The following is an 18,174-nucleotide window of genomic DNA, read 5'->3' as shown; positions in this document are numbered from 1 at the left end:
ATGTGTAATTGCCTAATAATAGCATGGTTTTAGAATAAAATGGTTATATTTGCAGAGAGAAATTTTAAAACAGAAAGAGTATGGCAGAATTTGTGAATCCGGTAGGAAAAATACGGGGGAAATACGGGAACGTGATTGGCTACGTGCGGAAGAACGGGAAGAACTATTGCAAGAGTGCGGGGTTGAAGCGTAAGCCGAACGGGGAGGTGCAGAAACGGCAGTCGATAGCCTTCGCCACGACGACAGAAAGAAAACGATGGTTGATGGTCGCCATTCGGTTAGGATTTCCCGGGGGAAACGGCTATCCGGAGGGGTTCAACGGGTTCGTGAGCGCGAACGTGACGAATGCCGTGGAAGTGGAGAGGGTTGACCCGGAGAAACCGATCAGTGTGCGCAAGAAAGCCGGACGGGAGTTCCGTGGCGAGATCGATTACCGGAAATTGCGGGTAGCAGCCGGGCAGTTGGTACCGCCATCGGTTAGTGCCGAGGTGGACGCGGAGAACCGGAAGGTGCATTTCACCTCCCCGGGGGAGCAACTCGAATTGATCGATTGTTTCTTGGATGATAAAATTTATGGCGTGGTGGCTGGTGTACGGAACAAGCGTTGCCGCGTGGTGGAATTGGGTACACGGGGAGAGGCTATCGGCACGAGCGTGGATTTCCCGAGAAATGTCGAGGCAGACGAGCTTGTCGTTTACGTGTTTGCGGCGGGTGCCGACGGGAAGGATGTTTCCGATTCGGTGTGCGTGTGTCACCCGGAGTAATGTTGACTAATAAAAAAGTTTTATCTGGCGAATGAAAGTTATAGGAGAACCGTTTGGGGAACTAAGCGTCTAGGGTTTTCTTAACTATTGATTGCTAAAATTAATACGCATATTTTTTAATGAAAAAATATCAATAAATGTTCGTTTATTGACTGCAAATGTACGATTATTTATTAAATATGAAAATATCAACAAAGAAAATTTCATATTTTAGCAAAATATATTTGCATTTGTGATAAAAATCGACACAATGACTTTATTTTAAAGCAATAGAAGATGTCTTTAAAATCGTGATTAATCTTTTCTTGTTTGTTTTTACAGATATATTTTACCCGGTTAATGAAATTTTCCACTGAAAGAAATTGTGGGTTATTTTCTGCCTAAACCAGGTAAAACTCTTCTATTAATGATTATTTATGATGGATAATTGTAAATCTATTTCTGCTAATATCCTTTTTATCAGGCATGTAGTGTATTTGAATGTGCCTTCTTTTGCATGTGTATCGCATTGATTGTCATTTGTTTACATGTGTTTTAAAACGAATGATTATTGATATGACAGATTTGTTAAAACACGAACAAATTCGATAATAGTAATTAAAGTATTTAGATGATATAGAAATGAGATTTTTAATTACCAATTTTAATTTTATACGTATGAATAGAAAATGGAATTATGTAAAAAAGGCACTCTTCGGAATGTTGATTTTGGGATTAGCGAGTCCTTCATTCGTTGGTTGTAAAGATTACGATGACGATATTGATGATTTGCAAAAACAAATTACTGAAAACAAGGAAGCCATCGAGGCGAACAAAAAAGCGATTGCAGATATTCAAAGTGCGGTTGATGCCGGAGCGATACTGGTCGATGTGCAAGAAACGAGTAATGGCATCGTTGTAAAATTGTCTAATGGCAAATCTTATCCTATCACGAACGGGAAAGATGGCAATGATGGAAACGATGGAGCGGCTGCTCCTGTTCCGACATTTGAGATTCAGGATGGTAAATTGGTGGCAAGTTATGCAGACGGAACCTCGAAGGTGGTTTGGGACAAGGTACTTTCAGTGGATGACTTTACTTTCCGTGTTGAAGAGGGACATTTGATTGTCAACGAGAAAGACATGGGAAAAGTTTCCGGAACGGACGGTTTGACTCCTGAAATTAAATTTGAGGGTACGAAGTTGGTGATCAAGATTGGTGACCAGACGATCGAGAAGGAACTCAAGGGCGAGAAAGGCGATGATGCTGACTTGACTCCTCTACAATTCCGGGTAAATTCCGTGAACGGAGAGTTGGAATACACGAAAGACGGCAATACGTGGACCAGCACGGGCACGAAAGTAACCGGGGAGGTACCTGCATTGAATTTCGAGATCAAGGATGGTGTGTTGTATTTGAACCCGAATGAAGATTTCACGCAAGGTGCTATCGGAAGTGTCGTGCCGAATGAATTTAAGGTAGGTAGCGACGGGTACTTGTACGTGAACGGTAAAAAGACCGAAGCTTTGGTTCCCGGTGTTTACATGAAGAAAGATGTGGAAAATGGAACGATGACAATCCATATACCGGCTTATGATGAGGAAACGAATGGTATCAAGGTGGATGTCAACGGCATTGTTTACGAGGATGTTGTTATCCCGCTTCATATTAACAAGATACAGGTAACTTCGGTGACTTTAGTACCGATGACCGAGGGTGGTGATCTAAAGGTTTATAAATTAGCGGGTGCAGATGAAGATGATGAACCCTTGTACGCGACAGCCAGTCAATTGCGCTTCCGCGTGAACCCGGAAGGAGCTACATTGGGAACGGATTTCAAGATGCTGGAAGTGATGGATCAATTCAAACTTTCAAGAAGTGCCGGACCGGTATTCTCGTTATTGAATGCGAAACAAAACGAAGAGGATGGATTGGTGTATGCCGATTTCAAATTTGAAAATGTGGATTTAACATCGGAAGACGCCTACACGTTGGCTGCCGGAGTTGAGAATCTTTACACGGGAAAGGTAATCTATTCCAATTATACTGAATTTAAGCCTGCCGGACAAGAAATAACACCGCAATTTATGAAATTGGCTAACGGGAAAGAAGTTGTTGTCGGGGAAGGTGAGACACCGGTGTTTGAATTGATTCGTGTCGCGGGCAAGAGCGTGAATATCGCGGAAAATATTTTCGTGAAGGCTAAGATTAAAGAAGCTGCCGCACAAGAACTTCGTACTATCGAGTCTTATGGTTTTGCTGCCCCGACTTTCGAGGTGAAAGAGGCTTTGGAGCCCGGTGTATCTTCCAAGAATATTTTCGCGGTGGAGGGAACCACGATTAAGGTGAATGATGTTACTTTCCAAGCGCAAGGTGCAGAGGCTACTTTCAGCGTGATTGCTAAAGTAGGCGACCTTACCGTCGGTACACAAGAAATTAAAGTGAAGATGGTAGAGGATATCAAACAATTGAATTTGATCAAGGATGTAGTTGTAGATAACTTTAACGGCTCTGCACGGGAAATTGCTCTTGCTCTTGAGGCAAATGCAATCAACCAGTTCAATACGCATTTCAACGTTGACGTGACAACGGCTGATAACGTGGAAGTGGCATTCAAGGTAACGGATAAGAACGGTAATGATGCTACGGCTAACTTTACTACATTTGATAAATTGTCCGCGACACCGAAAATTACAGTGAATGCGGGAACCAAGGACGGTGTTTACAATGTGGTGATGACTGTGACGAACACGGTGAGTCCAACAGTTAAAGTTATGAGCGAAACTAAATTCACGATCTCTGTTCACGAGATCAAGTTCTTGGAAGCATGGAAAGTGGCGGAATACTGGCAGAAGGGAGCGGATGCTATCACGATCAAAGTTGATAAGACTACCGAAGATTTTAAATCCGATTTGAGCAAGTTGTTTAATATCAATGCTGATTTGGGCGTGAAAGTAAAATACGTGAACAAAGCCGGTGAAACTAAGGTAAAGGTAGAAGGCAATGAAGCTAAGTTAATGGCACCGAAGAATCTCGTTATCGGTGGAAATGTAAGCGGTAAGATTGTTGCTCAACTGGTGAATGCAGAGGATGAATCGCTTGTTGTTGATGAGAAGGAGATCGACGTGACCTTTGAAAACCCGATCAAATCCTTCACGGTAAGCGGGGAAGACAAGTTGACCATGTTGGATGCCACGGCTTCCGGTGATCAAGGTGGTGTGACGTTGGATATCGATAAGTTGTTAACTCTTGCTTTGAATGTGGATAACCGTGCCGGAGAGATCGTGAATATTATCAAGAAGGAAGAAAGCGGTAAGAATGCAATTGAACCCGATGGCGGCATGTATGGTGCTTCTGCTATTGCATACTCGTTGAAAGGTGCAGATGACAGATTCTCTATTAACGAGGGCAAGTTGACTTGGAGAAATACAAGTACTGCTTTGTCCCAAGAAGTGAAAGCTGTTGTTGTGATCACGATAGAGAATAATTGGAAGACGATCACGAAAGAGGTAACGGTAACTGTAAAACCGAACTAAATAATTTGCAACCAGAACGTAGGTCCGAATCTAGGACCACCTTCACTCCCCGCGAAGAGATTCGCGGGGAGTCTTGTTTTGGTATAATTTCTTTCGTGTGTTATTAATTGTCTTTCTTTATTTTGGATACTCCCGTGGCATCGAGTTTTATGATTTTCGGGTTGCCGGAGTACGTGATCGAGGATACCCCGGAGGCTTTGGCGCTGAGTTCTTTCACGACGTTGATGTTGACGTGGGAGGAGCCTGAGGCTTCGATGGTGGCATTGTCGATCCGGAAGTTGTCAAGGTTTGCGCGAGAGGCTCCGTTTACTTCAATGTTGCCTTCCGTGCTTTTGCCCGCGAGGGTGAGGTTGCTGGCTCCCGATATTCTGAAAGCTATCACGGGGGCGGTGAGTTCACCGGATATTTTTGACGCTCCTGCCAAGTGTATTTCTGCTTCTTGATTTACGCGGATGGGGTCGGTTGACTTCATGGCGGAAGCGCCGACAATTTTCGCCTTGAAGTTGTTCGCGGTGATTTCTCCCGTTAAAGTGAGGGAGGAGGCTCCGGTCAATTCGACATTTTCTAACGCGGACAGGTTGACTTCGGCGGTGAATTTATCGTTGTTTTTTCCTTTGATTTTACCTTCAAAGGTAATGAGTAGTATCCCGTCCTGTTTTAGCGTGAAGTTTAGTTGCTTTTCCAGTCGGGCGGGAATGGTGACCGATGCCCCGGTGGATTCGCCTTGTCTGGCGGTAACTTTGAATGCCCCGTGGACTTCAATCCCGGTGATTTTTTCTCCTTGGAAATGGGAAATCGTGATTTGTTCTTGTGCGATGGCTCCGGTGATGGCGAAGCAGAACATGAAGAGGATGAATGTAATTTTTTTCATGATTATTATTTTTTAATGGGACGTTTAAAGGTAGTGAAAAGTTACAAAGGGTGATAAGTATTGGAAAAAAAATTAGAAATTTGTTTGTTAAGAATTAATCTTTACTTTTGTAAGTATCAGATGTTTTTTTAATCTATAACGCTATGCAATACACTTGTAAATATCTTTCGCCCGCGGGTGGAATAACGATTGCCAGTGATGGCGATAGTCTGACAGGACTATGGTTTGACGGTCAGAAATACTTTGCCGATACGTTGTCGGCGGAGCATGAAGAGAAGTCTTTGCCTGTTTTCGTGCGGACAAAAGAGTGGTTGGATTGTTATTTCGGCGGTAAGGAGCCCGGTTTCACTCCCGATTTGCATTTGGATAGCACGCTTTTTCGTCTTGCCGTGTGGGAAATATTAAGGGAAATTCCTTACGGTAAAGTGATAACTTACAAGGATATCGCGGAAGAAATTGCCCGGCAAAAGGGGGTGCGGAATATGTCGGCTCAAGCGGTGGGAGGTGCCGTGGGGCATAACCCGATCAGTATTATTATACCGTGTCATCGTGTTGTCGGTTGTAATGGCAGTTTGACCGGATACGCGGGAGGTATTGCTAAAAAAGTTCATCTGCTTGCTTTGGAAGGTGTTGACCCGGGTAGATTTTTTGTCCCGTCGAAGGGAACGGCATTGTGATAGACGTGTTTTCACGGGAATTAGTAGCTTCCTTTTTCTATTAAAATATAAATTGGAGCACTTTTTCTCCGATTTTGATATTAAAAGATGTTAAATATAATGTTTTTTCGGGGAAACAGGGATTTCTTGTTTTTGATTAGTGCAGGGATTCCAGTAGAATATTAAGATTGGAGGTGAAAATCTTCACGGACATGGCAAGCAGGATGATGCCGAAGAATTTTCGCAGGATGTAGACACCGCTTTTGCCCAAGACGCGCTCCACGAGGTAGACGTTGCGCAGGACGACGTAGACGACGAGCATGTTGAGGATGATGGCGATGATGATGCTCAAGGGGCTACATTCGGCTTTGAGGGTTAAGGTGGTTGCCAAGGCTCCTGCCCCGGCGATAAGCGGGAACACGACGGGGATGAATGTGGTTGCTCCTTCCGGACCGTCGTTTTGAAATATTTCGATGTTGAAGGTCATTTCTATGGCAAGTACGAAGAGTACCAACGCTCCCGCCAGCGCGAAAGAAGGTATGTCGATGTTGAATAATCTCAATAACCCGTCCCCGGCAAAAAAGAAAGCGATAAATATAACCAGAGATATTCCTGACGCTTGGGCTGCGTTGACTTTTTTCCCGGTACTGTTAAGACCGATGACGATTGGGGTGGAACCCGTGATATCAATAATGGCAAAGAGTACCATGAAGGCGGTGAATATTTCTTTTATATTGATGCTGAAATCCATAAATCGAAGAATAATATGTTTTAATTGACGGGACAAAGATAAGGATAAAAAATAGAAAAGTCGGGTGCTAAAAATGGAATATCTTGTATGGGGGTAATTGTCTTGTAAATTGGAGAAGGTAATCTTTCATAATTATCACTCGTGATTGACTGAATTTATCCTATTTTGTTCTATCTTTGCACGATAGATGCCCTTGTCGTAAGGGGATGGAAGGAATTTTGAGTGTAAACATATAGCACATCTGTTGTGCCGGCGAAAATAGAGGAATAATGAAAGAACGTGAAATGCCTTCTCGGGAGGATGGTAATTTGTCTTTTGAAGAGGAAGTGTCCGAATTAATGGATGAACAGTTTTTGTTCACGGAAAGTGTATGTATTGATTTACCCATGGGGGTTGAGATTTATGATGCACGGGGGATATTGCGTTTTATAAATGATAGTGCCTTGCGTATATATGGTGTTGACGACCGGAATACCGTGGTCGGTACGGTTAATCTTTTCAATAGTCCTTATATGGATGAAGTGTTGGAGGCAAAAGTCCGGGGAGGAGAGGAGATTGAACTGGAGTTCGAGTATGACTTCGACAAGATAAATAGCAATGCCTATTTCAAGAGTAAAAATCGGGATACCATGATTTACGCGGTGCGGATTGTCGCGGTGCGGAACAAGAAGGGAAGTATTATAGGGCATATATTACTCACGAATGATGTTACTGCCGTGAAGGAAGCCGAGTTTCACACGGAAGAGAGCAAGAAGGATATGGAGATGGCGATGGATACGGCTAATATGTCGTCTTGGGTGTATGATGTGGATAAGAAGGTATTCGGTACTTTATATGGCAAGGCTATCGTGGAAGATGGTGTGACTCTTGCCGAGTTACTGGTGAAATTGCATCCTCAGGATCATGTCCCGTTGATGCAACTTTTTTCCCGATTGATAGATAAAGAAATTCAACAAGGGCAGATAACGGTGCGTTTCTATGATGAGCGGGAGGGACAATACCGTTATTACGAGAGCCGGATGCGATTGTCGATGGAGCATTTCGGAAAGCGGTTGATTGTCGGAACGCAAATGGATGTGACGGATAAAGTGCGGATGGTAAAGAGAACACAGGATTTGCTCGCGAAGCGGGAGTTGGCGATGCAATTCAATAGTATTGTTCATTGGGATTTTGATATACGGACACGGAAGTTTGAAGCCTATAATGACCCGATTAATGATTATGCCAGTGATAAGCTTGTGACTGTTTCCGAATACATGGAGGTAGTCCACCCGGAAGATTGTTCTGTTTTCAATGATGCTATCCAGTCGATGTTGTCCGGAGAAGATCTTACGATTGATTTTACTTGTCGCATGCAAACCAAGTACGATGAAACATGGCAATATTTCAGTGTTACGGGTGTTCCTTTCGAACGGGACGAAGAGGGTAATATTGTGCGATTCACGGGATTCAGACAGAATATTTCCAAACTTCACCAGTTGGATGAAGAACTCAGAAGAAGGAATTACAGGATAGAACTTACTTTTAAGACTGTCGGGATGTCTTATTGGGATTTTGATGTCGAGAGCAAGCAGTTCCGGGCGTTTAACGATCCGGTAAATGATTTCCTCTCGGAAAAGGCAATCACTCCCGAGGAGTATCTGAATGTAACCCACCCGGATGATATAGAGCATGTTCGTGAAAATATCGATTGTATGCTCCGGGGGGTAGATAGAGAGTTCGCTTTTAAATACCGCTCCAAGACGAGGTGGGATAAGGAGTGGCAGACTTTGCTGGTGACCGGCGTGCAGGTCGAAAGGGATAAAAGAGGGCGTGTACTTCGTTATACCGGAATCAAGTTTAATAACACGAAATCGGAGAACGTGGCACGGGAGTTAAAGGAACTGAAAGAGAAAGCCGAACTTTCCGATCGGCTTAAATCGGCTTTTCTTGCTAATATGAGTCACGAGATACGTACGCCGTTGAATGCCATTGTCGGGTTTTCCGGGTTGATGGTGGATTGTGACGATCCGGCGGAAAAAGAGGAGTACATGAATGTTATCCGGTCTAATAATGAGTTGTTGTTGCGATTGATTAATGATATTCTTGATCTCTCCAAGATTGAATCGGGTGTTCTTGAGCGTAGGAGAGAGAATTTCAACGTGACGAAGGTGTGTAATGAGTTGTACATGATGATTTCGCAGAAGATCACGAATCCTGATGTCGAATTTTTATTGGAGCCCGGACCGGACTGTTGGATATTTCTGGACAGGAACCGGCTTAAACAGGTGTGGATGAATTTCCTTTCCAATGCCGTGAAATGTACGCGGTCGGGATATATTAAAATGGGATACTCTATCGAGAGGGGAGGCATCCGGGTGTATGTCGAGGATTCCGGTGTCGGAGTCCCCCGGGAGTTGCAGGATAGATTGTTCGGTCGGTTCCAGAAGTTGAACGAGTTCGCGCAGGGGACCGGGTTGGGACTGGCTATTTCCAAGGCTATCGTCGAGGGTGCGGGGGGAGAGATAGGGTGTTCTTCTACTCCCGGTGTCGGCTCGACTTTCTGGGCGTGGGTGCCTTGTGCCATATCCATGGAGGAGAATGGTGATCCGGTTATCACGCAATTTTCGGAAAAACATTCTTCTTTGGATAAATCACGGGAACTGAAAATTTTGGTAGCTGAAGATAATGATAGTAATTATTTGCTGGTGCGACAGATTCTTAAGGGGTATCATGTTGTTCGTGCGCTGAATGGAGTTGAGGCTGTAAAGATGAGTCGTGACGAGAAGTTCGACCTTATTTTTATGGATATGAAAATGCCTGTCATGGGCGGACTGGAAGCAACTCGGAAAATACGAGAGTTTGACGCGGAAATACCCATCATCGCTCTCACGGCAAACGCGTTTGATTCTGACAGAATCAGCGCCATGGATGCCGGATGCAACGCCTTTTTGGCGAAACCTTTGGAAAGGAAACAGTTGCTTGAGATTTTTTCTATGAAATGGTAGGGGGAAATTAAACATTGGTGATGATTGTTTTATATGCCTGAAATGTGAAGGTGGAGTCTAAAAGATAGAAAAAAGGTTATATATTTGTGACGTTGAAGTGATGTTTTATTTATCCGGAGTGTCATGGCTGACGTTGATGATGTTTTTGTACGACAGGTAAACGGGAAGCAGGAAAGAGCTTATCATGAGTTGTTCCGGCGGTTTTATAATTACCTTGTAGTGTATGCCATGAGGCGGGTGCAACGGCAGGATGTGGCGGAGGACGTCGTTCAGGAAGTATTCGTGAGTATGTGGGAGGGCGACAAGGAGTTCAATTCGTTTGTCGGGTTGAAGGCGTTTTTGTATAATGCCGTGTCGAATCGTTGTCTGGATTATTTGAAACACCAGAAGGTGGTAGACCGGTACGTGGCTGTCGCTTTGCGGGAAGGGAAGGAATGGGAGGAGATGGATTTGGTGGAGGAAGAGATGTACAGGGAATTGCATTTGGCAGTGCAGGGATTGCCGGAAAGGAGCCGTGCAGTTTTCGAGTTACATCTGGAGGGGAAGAAAAACGAGGAGATCGCACGATTGCTGGAATTGTCGGTACTTACCGTGAAATCGTACAAGAAAAACGCGATGCATTATTTGAAGAAAAGATTGGGTGATTTGTATTTTTTATTGAACGCGGTAAAAATAATTTGATTCGGATACCCTCTTTTTGTACCCTCGGTCGTATTTGGTGTAAATAAGAAATTACGCCATGAGCAGTGCCAATAAAAATGAAATAAGTTGTTTGCTTCGGAAGTATTTTTCCGGGACGTTGTCCCCGGGGGAGAAAATACGGCTGGATAGTTGGTTGGAAGAAAGGGAGGAACACCGGGTTCTTTTCGAGAGATTGCATAATGACACTCGATTTGCCGAGGAGTATGGGGTGTTTCGACGAGTGGATACGGAGCGGGCGTGGGAGCGTTTTCGCGAGGGACAGGGATTAGGTCGTAGACGGAGGATAGGCACGTGGGTGAGATACGCGGCGGTTATTATGATACCCTTGATTGTCGGGGGGATTTGGTGGGGAATTTCTTCCGGGCGGAAGGAGAAGCAGCCGTTGGTGGCGCAAAAGTCTTTGCCTGTGTTGCGGAAGACAGACGTGATTCTGGAACTTGCCGACGGGAAGAAAATGGTTCTGAAGGGGAAGCAGGAGAAAATGATTCAAGTGGGAGAAAAATTAGTCGTGAAGCAGGCAGCCGGGGAGTTGGTGTACTCGGATTCCGTGGGGAATACTCGGGTTGACACGAATATATTGCGAGTGCCCAAGGGTGGGGAGTTTAAATTGCAGTTGGCTGACGGGACACGGGTGTATTTAAATTCCGCGACAAAATTGAAATATCCGGTGGCTTTCGAGGGGGAAGAACGGCGGGTGTATCTGGAAGGCGAGGCTTATTTCGAGGTGGCGAAGGACGCGGAACGACCGTTTTTTGTTGTCACGGACGAGATGACGGCAAGGGTGTACGGGACGGAATTTAACGTGAACACGAGTTCCGAGAACGGGGTGCGCACGGTGTTGGTCGAGGGAAAGGTGGGGGTGACCGTGCGGGGTTCCGAGCGGGAATACGTGTTGAAGCCTAGTGAGATGGCTTTCTATGACCGGGGCTCGGGAAAGGTAGACGTGCGGGAAGTGGATACGGATTTGTACACGTTGTGGAGGAAAGGGATGTTTGTTTTCGAGCGGGAGTCTTTGGAAAGTATTATGGAAACACTTTCGGCATGGTATGATGTGGAAGTGTTTTTCCAATCGGAGAGCGCGAAGCGGTTGCATTTCTCGGGGCATATGAAGCGTTACGAGCAGATAGACGAGATTTTGCACGCGATTACGGACGCGACGGGTGTCGTGTTTACTATAAACGGGAAAACAGTTTGTGTTTCAAGATAAAACGGAAGGTCGGCAAACCCTCCGTTTCATTCTCATTTAAACAATAAACCTCGCCTTGGAACCGTGAAGGTTTATTGAGTGTTTAATTTATATTACGACAAATGTATGAAAAAAAAACGATTATGTTTTCGATTACCCTGTGGTACGAGAAAAAAAATTGAAAGAGTGATGAAATTTTTTTGGATTTTAATGTGCGCTTTTACTTTCTCTGTTTCGGCAAATTCATTTGCTCAACAGGAACGAGTCAGCTTGAATTTGAAGGATGTGGCAGTACGGACATTGTTCGATGAGATTCAACGCCAGACGAATCTTTATTTCGTGTTCAACACGGAGCAGACGGATCAGTTGGGGCAATTGTCTTTGCGTGTCGAGAACGAAACGGTGGAGAACGTGTTGAAGAAGGTGTTGGAAGGCACGGGGTTGACGTATAAGTTTCGCGGGGATCTGATCGTGATTCAGCAGGAAGACGAGAAAAAGGACGAGAAGAAGGGTAAGCGGATTTTCGGTACGGTTGTTGACGAGAGTACGAAAGAAGTGTTGCCGGGGGTTACGGTGAAGTTGTCCTCGGGGGCTTCCGTGACGATGGGGACTTCCACGGATCACCGGGGGCGATTCGAGTTGGTACTTCCGGTGACGAAGGGTACGTTGGAGTTTTCTTTCGTGGGGTTCGAGAGCCAGAAGGTGAGTTTTAACGAGAAGACGGATAGTTTGCGGGTGGTGTTGAGAGAGAAGGTGAACGAGTTGGAAGATGTCGTTATTACCGGTTACCAACAGATTGACAGGCGGCATTTGACGGCGGCGGTGACTTCGCTTAAAATGGATGATATTGATGTGCCGGGTATAAACCGTCTTGACCAGATGCTGGAGGGGCGTATCCCCGGAATGACTTTTATGCAGAATAGCGGTCAGGTGGGGGCTACCCCGAAGTTGAGAATACGTGGCACTTCTTCTGTCCTCGGGAATCAGGAGCCGTTGTGGGTGGTAGACGGGATTATTCAACAGGATCCGGTGAACATTGATCCGCAACAGTTGAACGACCTCGATTTCGTGAATTTGTTGGGTAATGCTATTGCCGGGTTGAACCCGGACGACGTGGAGCAGATCGACGTGTTGAAGGATGCCGCGGCAACGGCATTGTATGGCGTGCGGGCTGCTAACGGGGTGATCGTTATTACCACGAAAAAAGGGAAGGTGGGACCTCCCAAGTTGTCTTATTCGTTGACGGGAAGTTTTTCGACTCGCCCAAGGTACACGGACAAGGGGTTGAACTTGATGAATTCCAAGGAGAGAGTGGATGTTTCCCGCGAGTTGATGGAGCGGGGGGTGCGTTATACCGGAACGTATAACAGTTTCACGGATTGGATCGGTTACGAGCAGGCTTATTTGGATCATTATAAATACGGTGCGATCAGTTTTGAAGAGTTTCAAAAACGTTCGGCTTATTATGAAACGTTGAACACGGATTGGTTTGATATCTTGTGTCGGGATGCTTTTTCGCACAACCATTCGTTGAGTATCAGCGGGGGAAGTACCAGCGCAAAATATTACGCTTCATTTGGGTACGCGAACGACCAAGGGGAGATTCGCGGGGAAAAGAACGAACGCTACACGGCAAGTGTGCGGGTAACGGTGCAGCATAATAAATTCCAGATGCAATTCGGGATATCCGGTAACGTGCAGGATAAGTTATATAATCCGAGTGAATTGGGAATTATGAATTATGCTTATAATATGACCCGTGCTATCCCTTTGCGTTGGGAAACGGGTGCATTGTACACGTACCAAAAGAATAATCAGCCGTTTAATATCATTCGGGAGATGGAGGAGTCTGAATACAAGATAGCCCAAAAGAGTGCGAGCGTGAATGCGCAGTTGCAATATCGGGTGTCGGAGGCGTGGAAATTGGTCGGTACGGCTTCTTATTCCATGGGTACTTCTGATGATGAAACTTGGTACGGGGAAAATTCCAATTATATTCTTCAATTGAAGAACAAGAGCAATAAGTTGTCCGAGAGTTTGTGCCCTTTCGGGGGAGAGCTGAAAACCAATGCTACGCGTAATAGTTCTTATATGCTTCGTTTGCAAACGGATTATAGCCGGTATTGGGATAAGGATAACGACCATTTCACGAATGCTTCTGTCGGTTACGAGTTGTCGTCCTCAACTTATCGGAAAGAGGCGAACACGGAACGGGGGTATTATAAAGACCGCGGGATGAGTTTTGCCGGATTTGCCGATGGTGATTATGAGAAATACCCGAAATTCTACGAGTGGAGTGTTTCCAATCACCCGAAATATACTAAATCGTTGACAAACACGATGTCGGCTTATCTCACGTTGACGTATAGTTACAAAGACCGGTATATTTTTAACGTGAATACCCGTGCGGATTGGTCTAATGCTTTCGGTAGCCGTAGTAACGAGAAATTGCTTCCCGTGTGGTCGTTTTCCGGACGCTGGAACATGACGGAGGATATTGTTCGGAACGTGAATTGGATCAATAATTTGGCATTGCGTGTGTCATACGGTATCCAAGGAAATATGTCGAACGATCAGCCTACGCGTTTGATTATCAATAAGGGTGGATATAGTAACTCTAAGGGTGGATATACTTCGACGATTAGCAAGTTCCCGAATCCCGATTTGAAATGGGAAAAGACACACTCTTTTAACGCCGGCTTGGATTTCAGTTTGTTGAAAGACAAGATTCAAGGTTCTGTTTCATGGTTTTACAAGAAAACGATTGACGCGTTCCTGTCGAAAACCGTGTGTAACGTGAACGGGGTAAATTCTTACGTGGTTAATTCCGGTAATGTTGAGAATAAGGGTATCGAGTTGACGTTGAATTTTGTCCCGATAAACCAGTCGGTATCGTCTAACGGAAAGAGAGGGTTCGTGTGGAGGTGTGATCCCCAGATCGGGCAGACGTTGAATAAGTTGTTGAACGACCAATTGCGTAAAAATGACAAAACTTTGCAGGATGAATTGTCGTTGTCACAATTTTTGAGTGGTTCCGTTCAGTTGGCGGGAACACCTTTGAATACGTTCTTTTCTTATAAATACGCGGGATTGGACGGCGAGGGAAAGCCTACGTTCAAAGGCTTGGAAGCGGACCGGGCTGACGAGTTGCATGAAAAGTACAAGAATTTGAGTAAGAAGGACGTGTGGTTGGCGGTTTTGGATGAGTCCGGAAGCCGGGTGCCCGTGATTCAAGGTGGGGTTAGTAACTATTTTGGTTACCGGAGTTTCACGTTGTCTGTTAATTTCACGTATAGTTTCGGGAACAAGATTCGATTGTTGCGTATCGCTTCCGGGGAATATAGCGCCGTGTCACCGAAACCGATGCAGAATTTGCGTCGGGAGTTCGTGAATCGCTGGAGAAATCCGGGTGACGAGAAGATAACGGATATACCGGCATTGTCTATTGACGGTGGACAAGATAAAGGGTGGTGGTATAAAAACGAGTATAGAAATCATTGGGAACCGAGCGGGAATGCTACTATATATTCGATGTATGATGATTCGGATATCAGAGTGGCGAGTGGTAATTACGTGCGTTTGCAATCTCTTACTTTGCGGTATTTGTTACCCAAGGAGTTGTTGAAAAAGTTGGGAATGTCTTCCGGGTATTTGTCTTTGTCCGGCTCTAATTTGCACACTTGGGCGAGCAAGGAGTTGAAAGGGCAGACGCCGGAACAATCGGGGACTTCCAGCGTGGTAAATATTTCGATTCGACCGAAGTATTCGTTTAGTTTGAATGTTGTTTTTTAAAATGGATGTATGATGAAAAGATACAGTATTTTGTGGTTTACGGTGCTCCTTTGCTGGCTAAGCGGGGGATGTAAGGATTTCTTGAACGAGTACTCGCAGAGTCTTTCTTATATAGAAACGGCAGCGGATTTGCAGGAATTGTTGTTGGGAAGCGGGTATCAGGATCCCGCTGTGACTGTAAGACCGGGTGGAGAGTATGTCGCTCAGGCGTGGAACAACACGCAGATGAAAGATTTCATGACGTATATTCATTTGATGGATGATGATCTAAAAGAGGCGCCCGATCCTAAAGAGAAAGACACTCATAACAGACCTTGGCAGACTATGTCCGGATTCTATCGTTGGGCGGATGACCCGAATATGAATATACTGGGTACATCGTATATCGATCCCGTGTGGGAGGATTTTTACAAGCGTATTGCTGTCTTGAATTCTATTATATCGGAGATTCCCAGACAGAGGGAGAAAAATAAAATAGGGGAAGAGGAGGTATTGAATCAAGTGGGAGGAGAAACCTATTTTTTGAGGGCTTGGTATTATTTCATGTTGACCAATATATACGGTGCGCCTTACGAGAAGGCTAACCCGAATGCCAAATGGGGAGTGCCATTGAAGTTGTCGGAGGAGGTGATTGATATGTATTATTCCCGCCACACGGTAGGTGAAGTTTATGAAACGATCGTTTCCGATTTGAAGACCGCTATTAAATTCTTTGAACGGATGAGTGCGCCAAGTAAGTCGAAACGCATCGCGAGTGCCGAGGCTTGTTACGCTTTGTTGAGCCGGGTTTATTTGTACATGGAACGGTATGAGGATTGTATCGAGGCGGCGGATAAGATAGAAGGTTTTGGGGTAAGGGAACTTGGTTCGTTGCCTGTTGCCGAATCTTTTGCCACGATAGAATCCGTGGAAACGATATTTTCCCACGGACCGTACGTGATGTATTGGATTCATGGGGAGGATGCTGAAATAGAAACGGTTAACAAGATTGATATAGACCATTTGTTGGAAACGGGAGAAGTTATCATGATCCAGACACAGGAGGTGAAGCAGAATGCTTGGTCGTGGGCTTGTTCTGCCACGTTTGAATCTTTGTTTGACGAGAATGATTATCGATTGAATCGTTTTTTCAGTCGCACCCGTTACAAGAAAAATTTGGTACCGAGGAAGTATAAGGCGAGTATGACTTTTGCCGAATATGATCCGGTGAGTATGGATACCGTGGTGTGCACGAACACGGGAAGTCCTGCAGCTTCCGCGGGGTGGTTGCGTTATGGCGAGGTGCTTTTGAATAAGGTGGAGGCACAGGCTTGTTTGGGACAGGGTGATGCAGCCAACACGTTGAAAGAGTTGCTCCGGTCTCGTTACAAAGTGATGCCGACGATTCCCGGCGGGGGAAAGGAATTGGTGGATTTCGTGCGTTTGGAACGGCGCAAGGAGTTGTGTTTCGAGGGACATCGTTGGTTTGACCTTCGCCGTTACGCGGTGAACTCGGTTTACCCGGATAAAAAGCCGATAGAACATGTTTGTTATCAAATTACAACCAACGACAAGGGGGTGGCCGTGGCTGAAAAGGTTGGAGAAACAACTCTTGAAGCATATAGCGAGAATAGCATGGGGTCGTGGATGATTCCGATACCGCAGAGTGTAATCACTTTTTGCGACGGGAACATGGAAAATCCGGAGCGGAGAGGGGTGTCTGCAAATTTTGTACTTGAAGAAGAAAAAGAGGAGGAAACATTATGAAAAGGTTTATTTGTATTTTGTTGCTGGGGATGTTTTTGGCGTGTTCAGAGGAGGATGCGTTGACCCCCACGGAGGTGAAAGATTGGTACGTGATTACCCCGACGGAGAATATGGACGAGGTGGATGAAGCGATTTATCACTTGTATGAAAAGTACAATAAGGCTGTGTTTTACAAGGATACGATCGGCTCTGAAGACCGGGGTTGGAAAGACGAGAACGGAAACCCGAAACTTTATTACGAGGTGCTTCGGTTAAGTTATGACATGACGGAATCAAATAATATTCAAACGAAAATCACTTACACTCCCGTGGATGTGTCGACTCTCGAGAGCAAGAAGGCTATGCTTCCTTTGTTGGAATTGATGGATGAGAAATTGTTTGCATGGATTGAGGGAGCGGACGTGCACGTGCCTGCCGTCCTGATCGTGCAAGATATGGAGAGAGCGAAGAAGCCTTTGTATGTGTACCGGGGATTCGGGGTACTCGGTTTTGCCTTGAACTGTTTTGAGCAAAAGAATGCGGATTCTCTTATCCAACGGACTTTTTTGCATGAGGTGTGTTATGTGGCTTTACAAGAAAATTTGTCTACTTATCAAGATATTGTTATTAATGCTTTTGAAAACAACACATCAGCATCTCCCGCGGTAGCGAAAGAGTGTTGGGGGGTGAATTACGAAACGTTTGTACCTTCCTATGTTTCTTGGCTTACCAGTGTGAATAATCTGCAAGTGTATGCAAACATGAAATTGCAGTATGAACAACAAAAGGAGGAGGCGCTGGAGCAGTTGAAAAATGAGAATTTAACCGAGGCAGAGCGGAAAAAATGGGAAACTAAACTTAGTTCCGCTGAAATGATGCTTACTTTCGTGGAGGGGAAATTGGGTAATTACGATGAGTACAAAGCAAATCTGGAATTGTATTGTCCCGAGAATTTTGGTTTGTTGGGTTTGACACAAGGTAAAGTCGGTGATAAATTGGCCTATTTTGTTCCGACTGCCGTAGAGGATTTTGCCGCTTACTTGGATGCCATGTTGGATTATAGCGAGGAGGAGTTCAAGGCAAAATACGAGAAGTATCCTTTGGTGCAAGCACGCTATATTCTTGTACAACACGTGCTGAAGAATGCCGGATTTGATATTCAACGAATTCGGTCGGAGATTGATTGAAAATAGTTGTCTGTTTTTAGAGAAATAAATGTTTTAA

At 45.0% G+C, this 18,174-nt stretch carries 11 protein-coding genes; 9 read left to right on the top strand and 2 right to left on the bottom strand.

Features of this window, described 5'->3' with window-relative positions; all coding sequences use genetic code 11:
* The first annotated feature begins 80 nt into the window (after positions 1-80).
* Together H8S64_RS00660 and H8S64_RS00655 are read left to right on the top strand one after the other, a co-directional pair.
* Complete coding sequence (locus tag H8S64_RS00660; RefSeq protein ID WP_186974579.1) at positions 81-764, top strand: hypothetical protein; 684 nt, start codon at positions 81-83, stop codon at positions 762-764.
* A 657-nt stretch (positions 765-1,421) separates the two neighbouring features.
* A complete protein-coding gene (locus H8S64_RS00655) occupies positions 1,422-4,280 on the top strand; it encodes a PL29 family lyase N-terminal domain-containing protein (RefSeq protein WP_186974578.1) in 2,859 nt (952 codons plus the stop codon).
* Positions 4,281-4,383: 103 nt separating this feature from the next.
* On the opposite strand, the gene H8S64_RS00650 is transcribed toward H8S64_RS00655, so the two are convergent.
* On the bottom strand, positions 4,384-5,151 hold the full coding sequence (locus tag H8S64_RS00650; protein ID WP_186974577.1) for a head GIN domain-containing protein: 768 nt from the start codon (positions 5,149-5,151) through the stop codon (positions 4,384-4,386).
* Between the two features lie 143 nt (positions 5,152-5,294).
* Between H8S64_RS00650 and H8S64_RS00645 the strand changes: the two genes are divergently transcribed.
* Positions 5,295-5,828, top strand: coding sequence for a methylated-DNA--[protein]-cysteine S-methyltransferase (locus tag H8S64_RS00645; RefSeq protein ID WP_186974576.1), 534 nt, complete (start codon positions 5,295-5,297; stop codon positions 5,826-5,828).
* A 136-nt stretch (positions 5,829-5,964) separates the two neighbouring features.
* Here H8S64_RS00645 and H8S64_RS00640 read toward each other — a convergent pair whose 3' ends face one another.
* Positions 5,965-6,558, bottom strand: a complete 594-nt coding sequence (locus H8S64_RS00640) for a MarC family protein (protein WP_099290938.1) — start codon at positions 6,556-6,558, stop codon at positions 5,965-5,967.
* A 269-nt stretch (positions 6,559-6,827) separates the two neighbouring features.
* Between H8S64_RS00640 and H8S64_RS00635 the strand changes: the two genes are divergently transcribed.
* The 6 genes from H8S64_RS00635 to H8S64_RS00610 all read left to right on the top strand — a co-directional run bounded on the left by H8S64_RS00635 (position 6,828) and on the right by H8S64_RS00610 (position 18,137).
* The gene (locus H8S64_RS00635; protein WP_186974575.1) at positions 6,828-9,545 is read left to right on the top strand and encodes a response regulator; all 2,718 of its coding nucleotides are present in this window, start codon (positions 6,828-6,830) and stop codon (positions 9,543-9,545) included.
* A 123-nt stretch (positions 9,546-9,668) separates the two neighbouring features.
* Positions 9,669-10,226 (top strand): RNA polymerase sigma-70 factor, encoded by a 558-nt coding sequence (locus H8S64_RS00630; protein WP_099290936.1) that lies wholly within the window; start codon positions 9,669-9,671, stop codon positions 10,224-10,226.
* A 58-nt stretch (positions 10,227-10,284) separates the two neighbouring features.
* Entirely contained in the window at positions 10,285-11,454 is a 1,170-nt protein-coding gene (locus tag H8S64_RS00625) for a FecR family protein (RefSeq protein ID WP_186974574.1), read from the top strand.
* A gap of 168 nt (positions 11,455-11,622) precedes the next feature.
* On the top strand, positions 11,623-15,225 hold the full coding sequence (locus tag H8S64_RS00620; protein WP_255469368.1) for a SusC/RagA family TonB-linked outer membrane protein: 3,603 nt from the start codon (positions 11,623-11,625) through the stop codon (positions 15,223-15,225).
* A 9-nt stretch (positions 15,226-15,234) separates the two neighbouring features.
* Complete coding sequence (locus tag H8S64_RS22460) at positions 15,235-16,971, top strand: RagB/SusD family nutrient uptake outer membrane protein (RefSeq protein ID WP_255469367.1); 1,737 nt, start codon at positions 15,235-15,237, stop codon at positions 16,969-16,971.
* On the top strand, positions 16,968-18,137 hold the full coding sequence (locus H8S64_RS00610) for a hypothetical protein (RefSeq protein ID WP_186974573.1): 1,170 nt from the start codon (positions 16,968-16,970) through the stop codon (positions 18,135-18,137). The genes H8S64_RS22460 and H8S64_RS00610 overlap by 4 nt, the downstream gene beginning before the upstream one ends.
* The last annotated feature ends 37 nt before the right edge of the window (positions 18,138-18,174 follow it).

It is taken from the genome of Butyricimonas hominis (assembly GCF_014287455.1).
Classification (GTDB): domain Bacteria; phylum Bacteroidota; class Bacteroidia; order Bacteroidales; family Marinifilaceae; genus Butyricimonas; species Butyricimonas muris.
The sequence above is the reverse complement of the archived record's forward strand: the minus strand, read 5'-3'. Positions and strand labels throughout refer to the sequence as shown.

What these genes read in the sequence shown, in the direction of transcription:
- H8S64_RS00620 (WP_255469368.1), top strand. Translation starts at nt 11,623, where the DNA reads ATGAAATTTTTTTGGATTTTAATGTGCGCTTTTACTTTCTCTGTTTCG.
- H8S64_RS00635 (WP_186974575.1), top strand. Translation starts at nt 6,828, where the DNA reads ATGAAAGAACGTGAAATGCCTTCTCGGGAGGATGGTAATTTGTCTTTT.
- H8S64_RS00645 (WP_186974576.1), top strand. Translation starts at nt 5,295, where the DNA reads ATGCAATACACTTGTAAATATCTTTCGCCCGCGGGTGGAATAACGATT.
- H8S64_RS00655 (WP_186974578.1), top strand. Translation starts at nt 1,422, where the DNA reads ATGAATAGAAAATGGAATTATGTAAAAAAGGCACTCTTCGGAATGTTG.
- H8S64_RS00650 (WP_186974577.1), bottom strand. Translation starts at nt 5,151, where the DNA reads ATGAAAAAAATTACATTCATCCTCTTCATGTTCTGCTTCGCCATCACC.
- H8S64_RS00660 (WP_186974579.1), top strand. Translation starts at nt 81, where the DNA reads ATGGCAGAATTTGTGAATCCGGTAGGAAAAATACGGGGGAAATACGGG.
- H8S64_RS00610 (WP_186974573.1), top strand. Translation starts at nt 16,968, where the DNA reads ATGAAAAGGTTTATTTGTATTTTGTTGCTGGGGATGTTTTTGGCGTGT.
- H8S64_RS00630 (WP_099290936.1), top strand. Translation starts at nt 9,669, where the DNA reads ATGGCTGACGTTGATGATGTTTTTGTACGACAGGTAAACGGGAAGCAG.
- H8S64_RS22460 (WP_255469367.1), top strand. Translation starts at nt 15,235, where the DNA reads ATGATGAAAAGATACAGTATTTTGTGGTTTACGGTGCTCCTTTGCTGG.
- H8S64_RS00640 (WP_099290938.1), bottom strand. Translation starts at nt 6,558, where the DNA reads ATGGATTTCAGCATCAATATAAAAGAAATATTCACCGCCTTCATGGTA.
- H8S64_RS00625 (WP_186974574.1), top strand. Translation starts at nt 10,285, where the DNA reads ATGAGCAGTGCCAATAAAAATGAAATAAGTTGTTTGCTTCGGAAGTAT.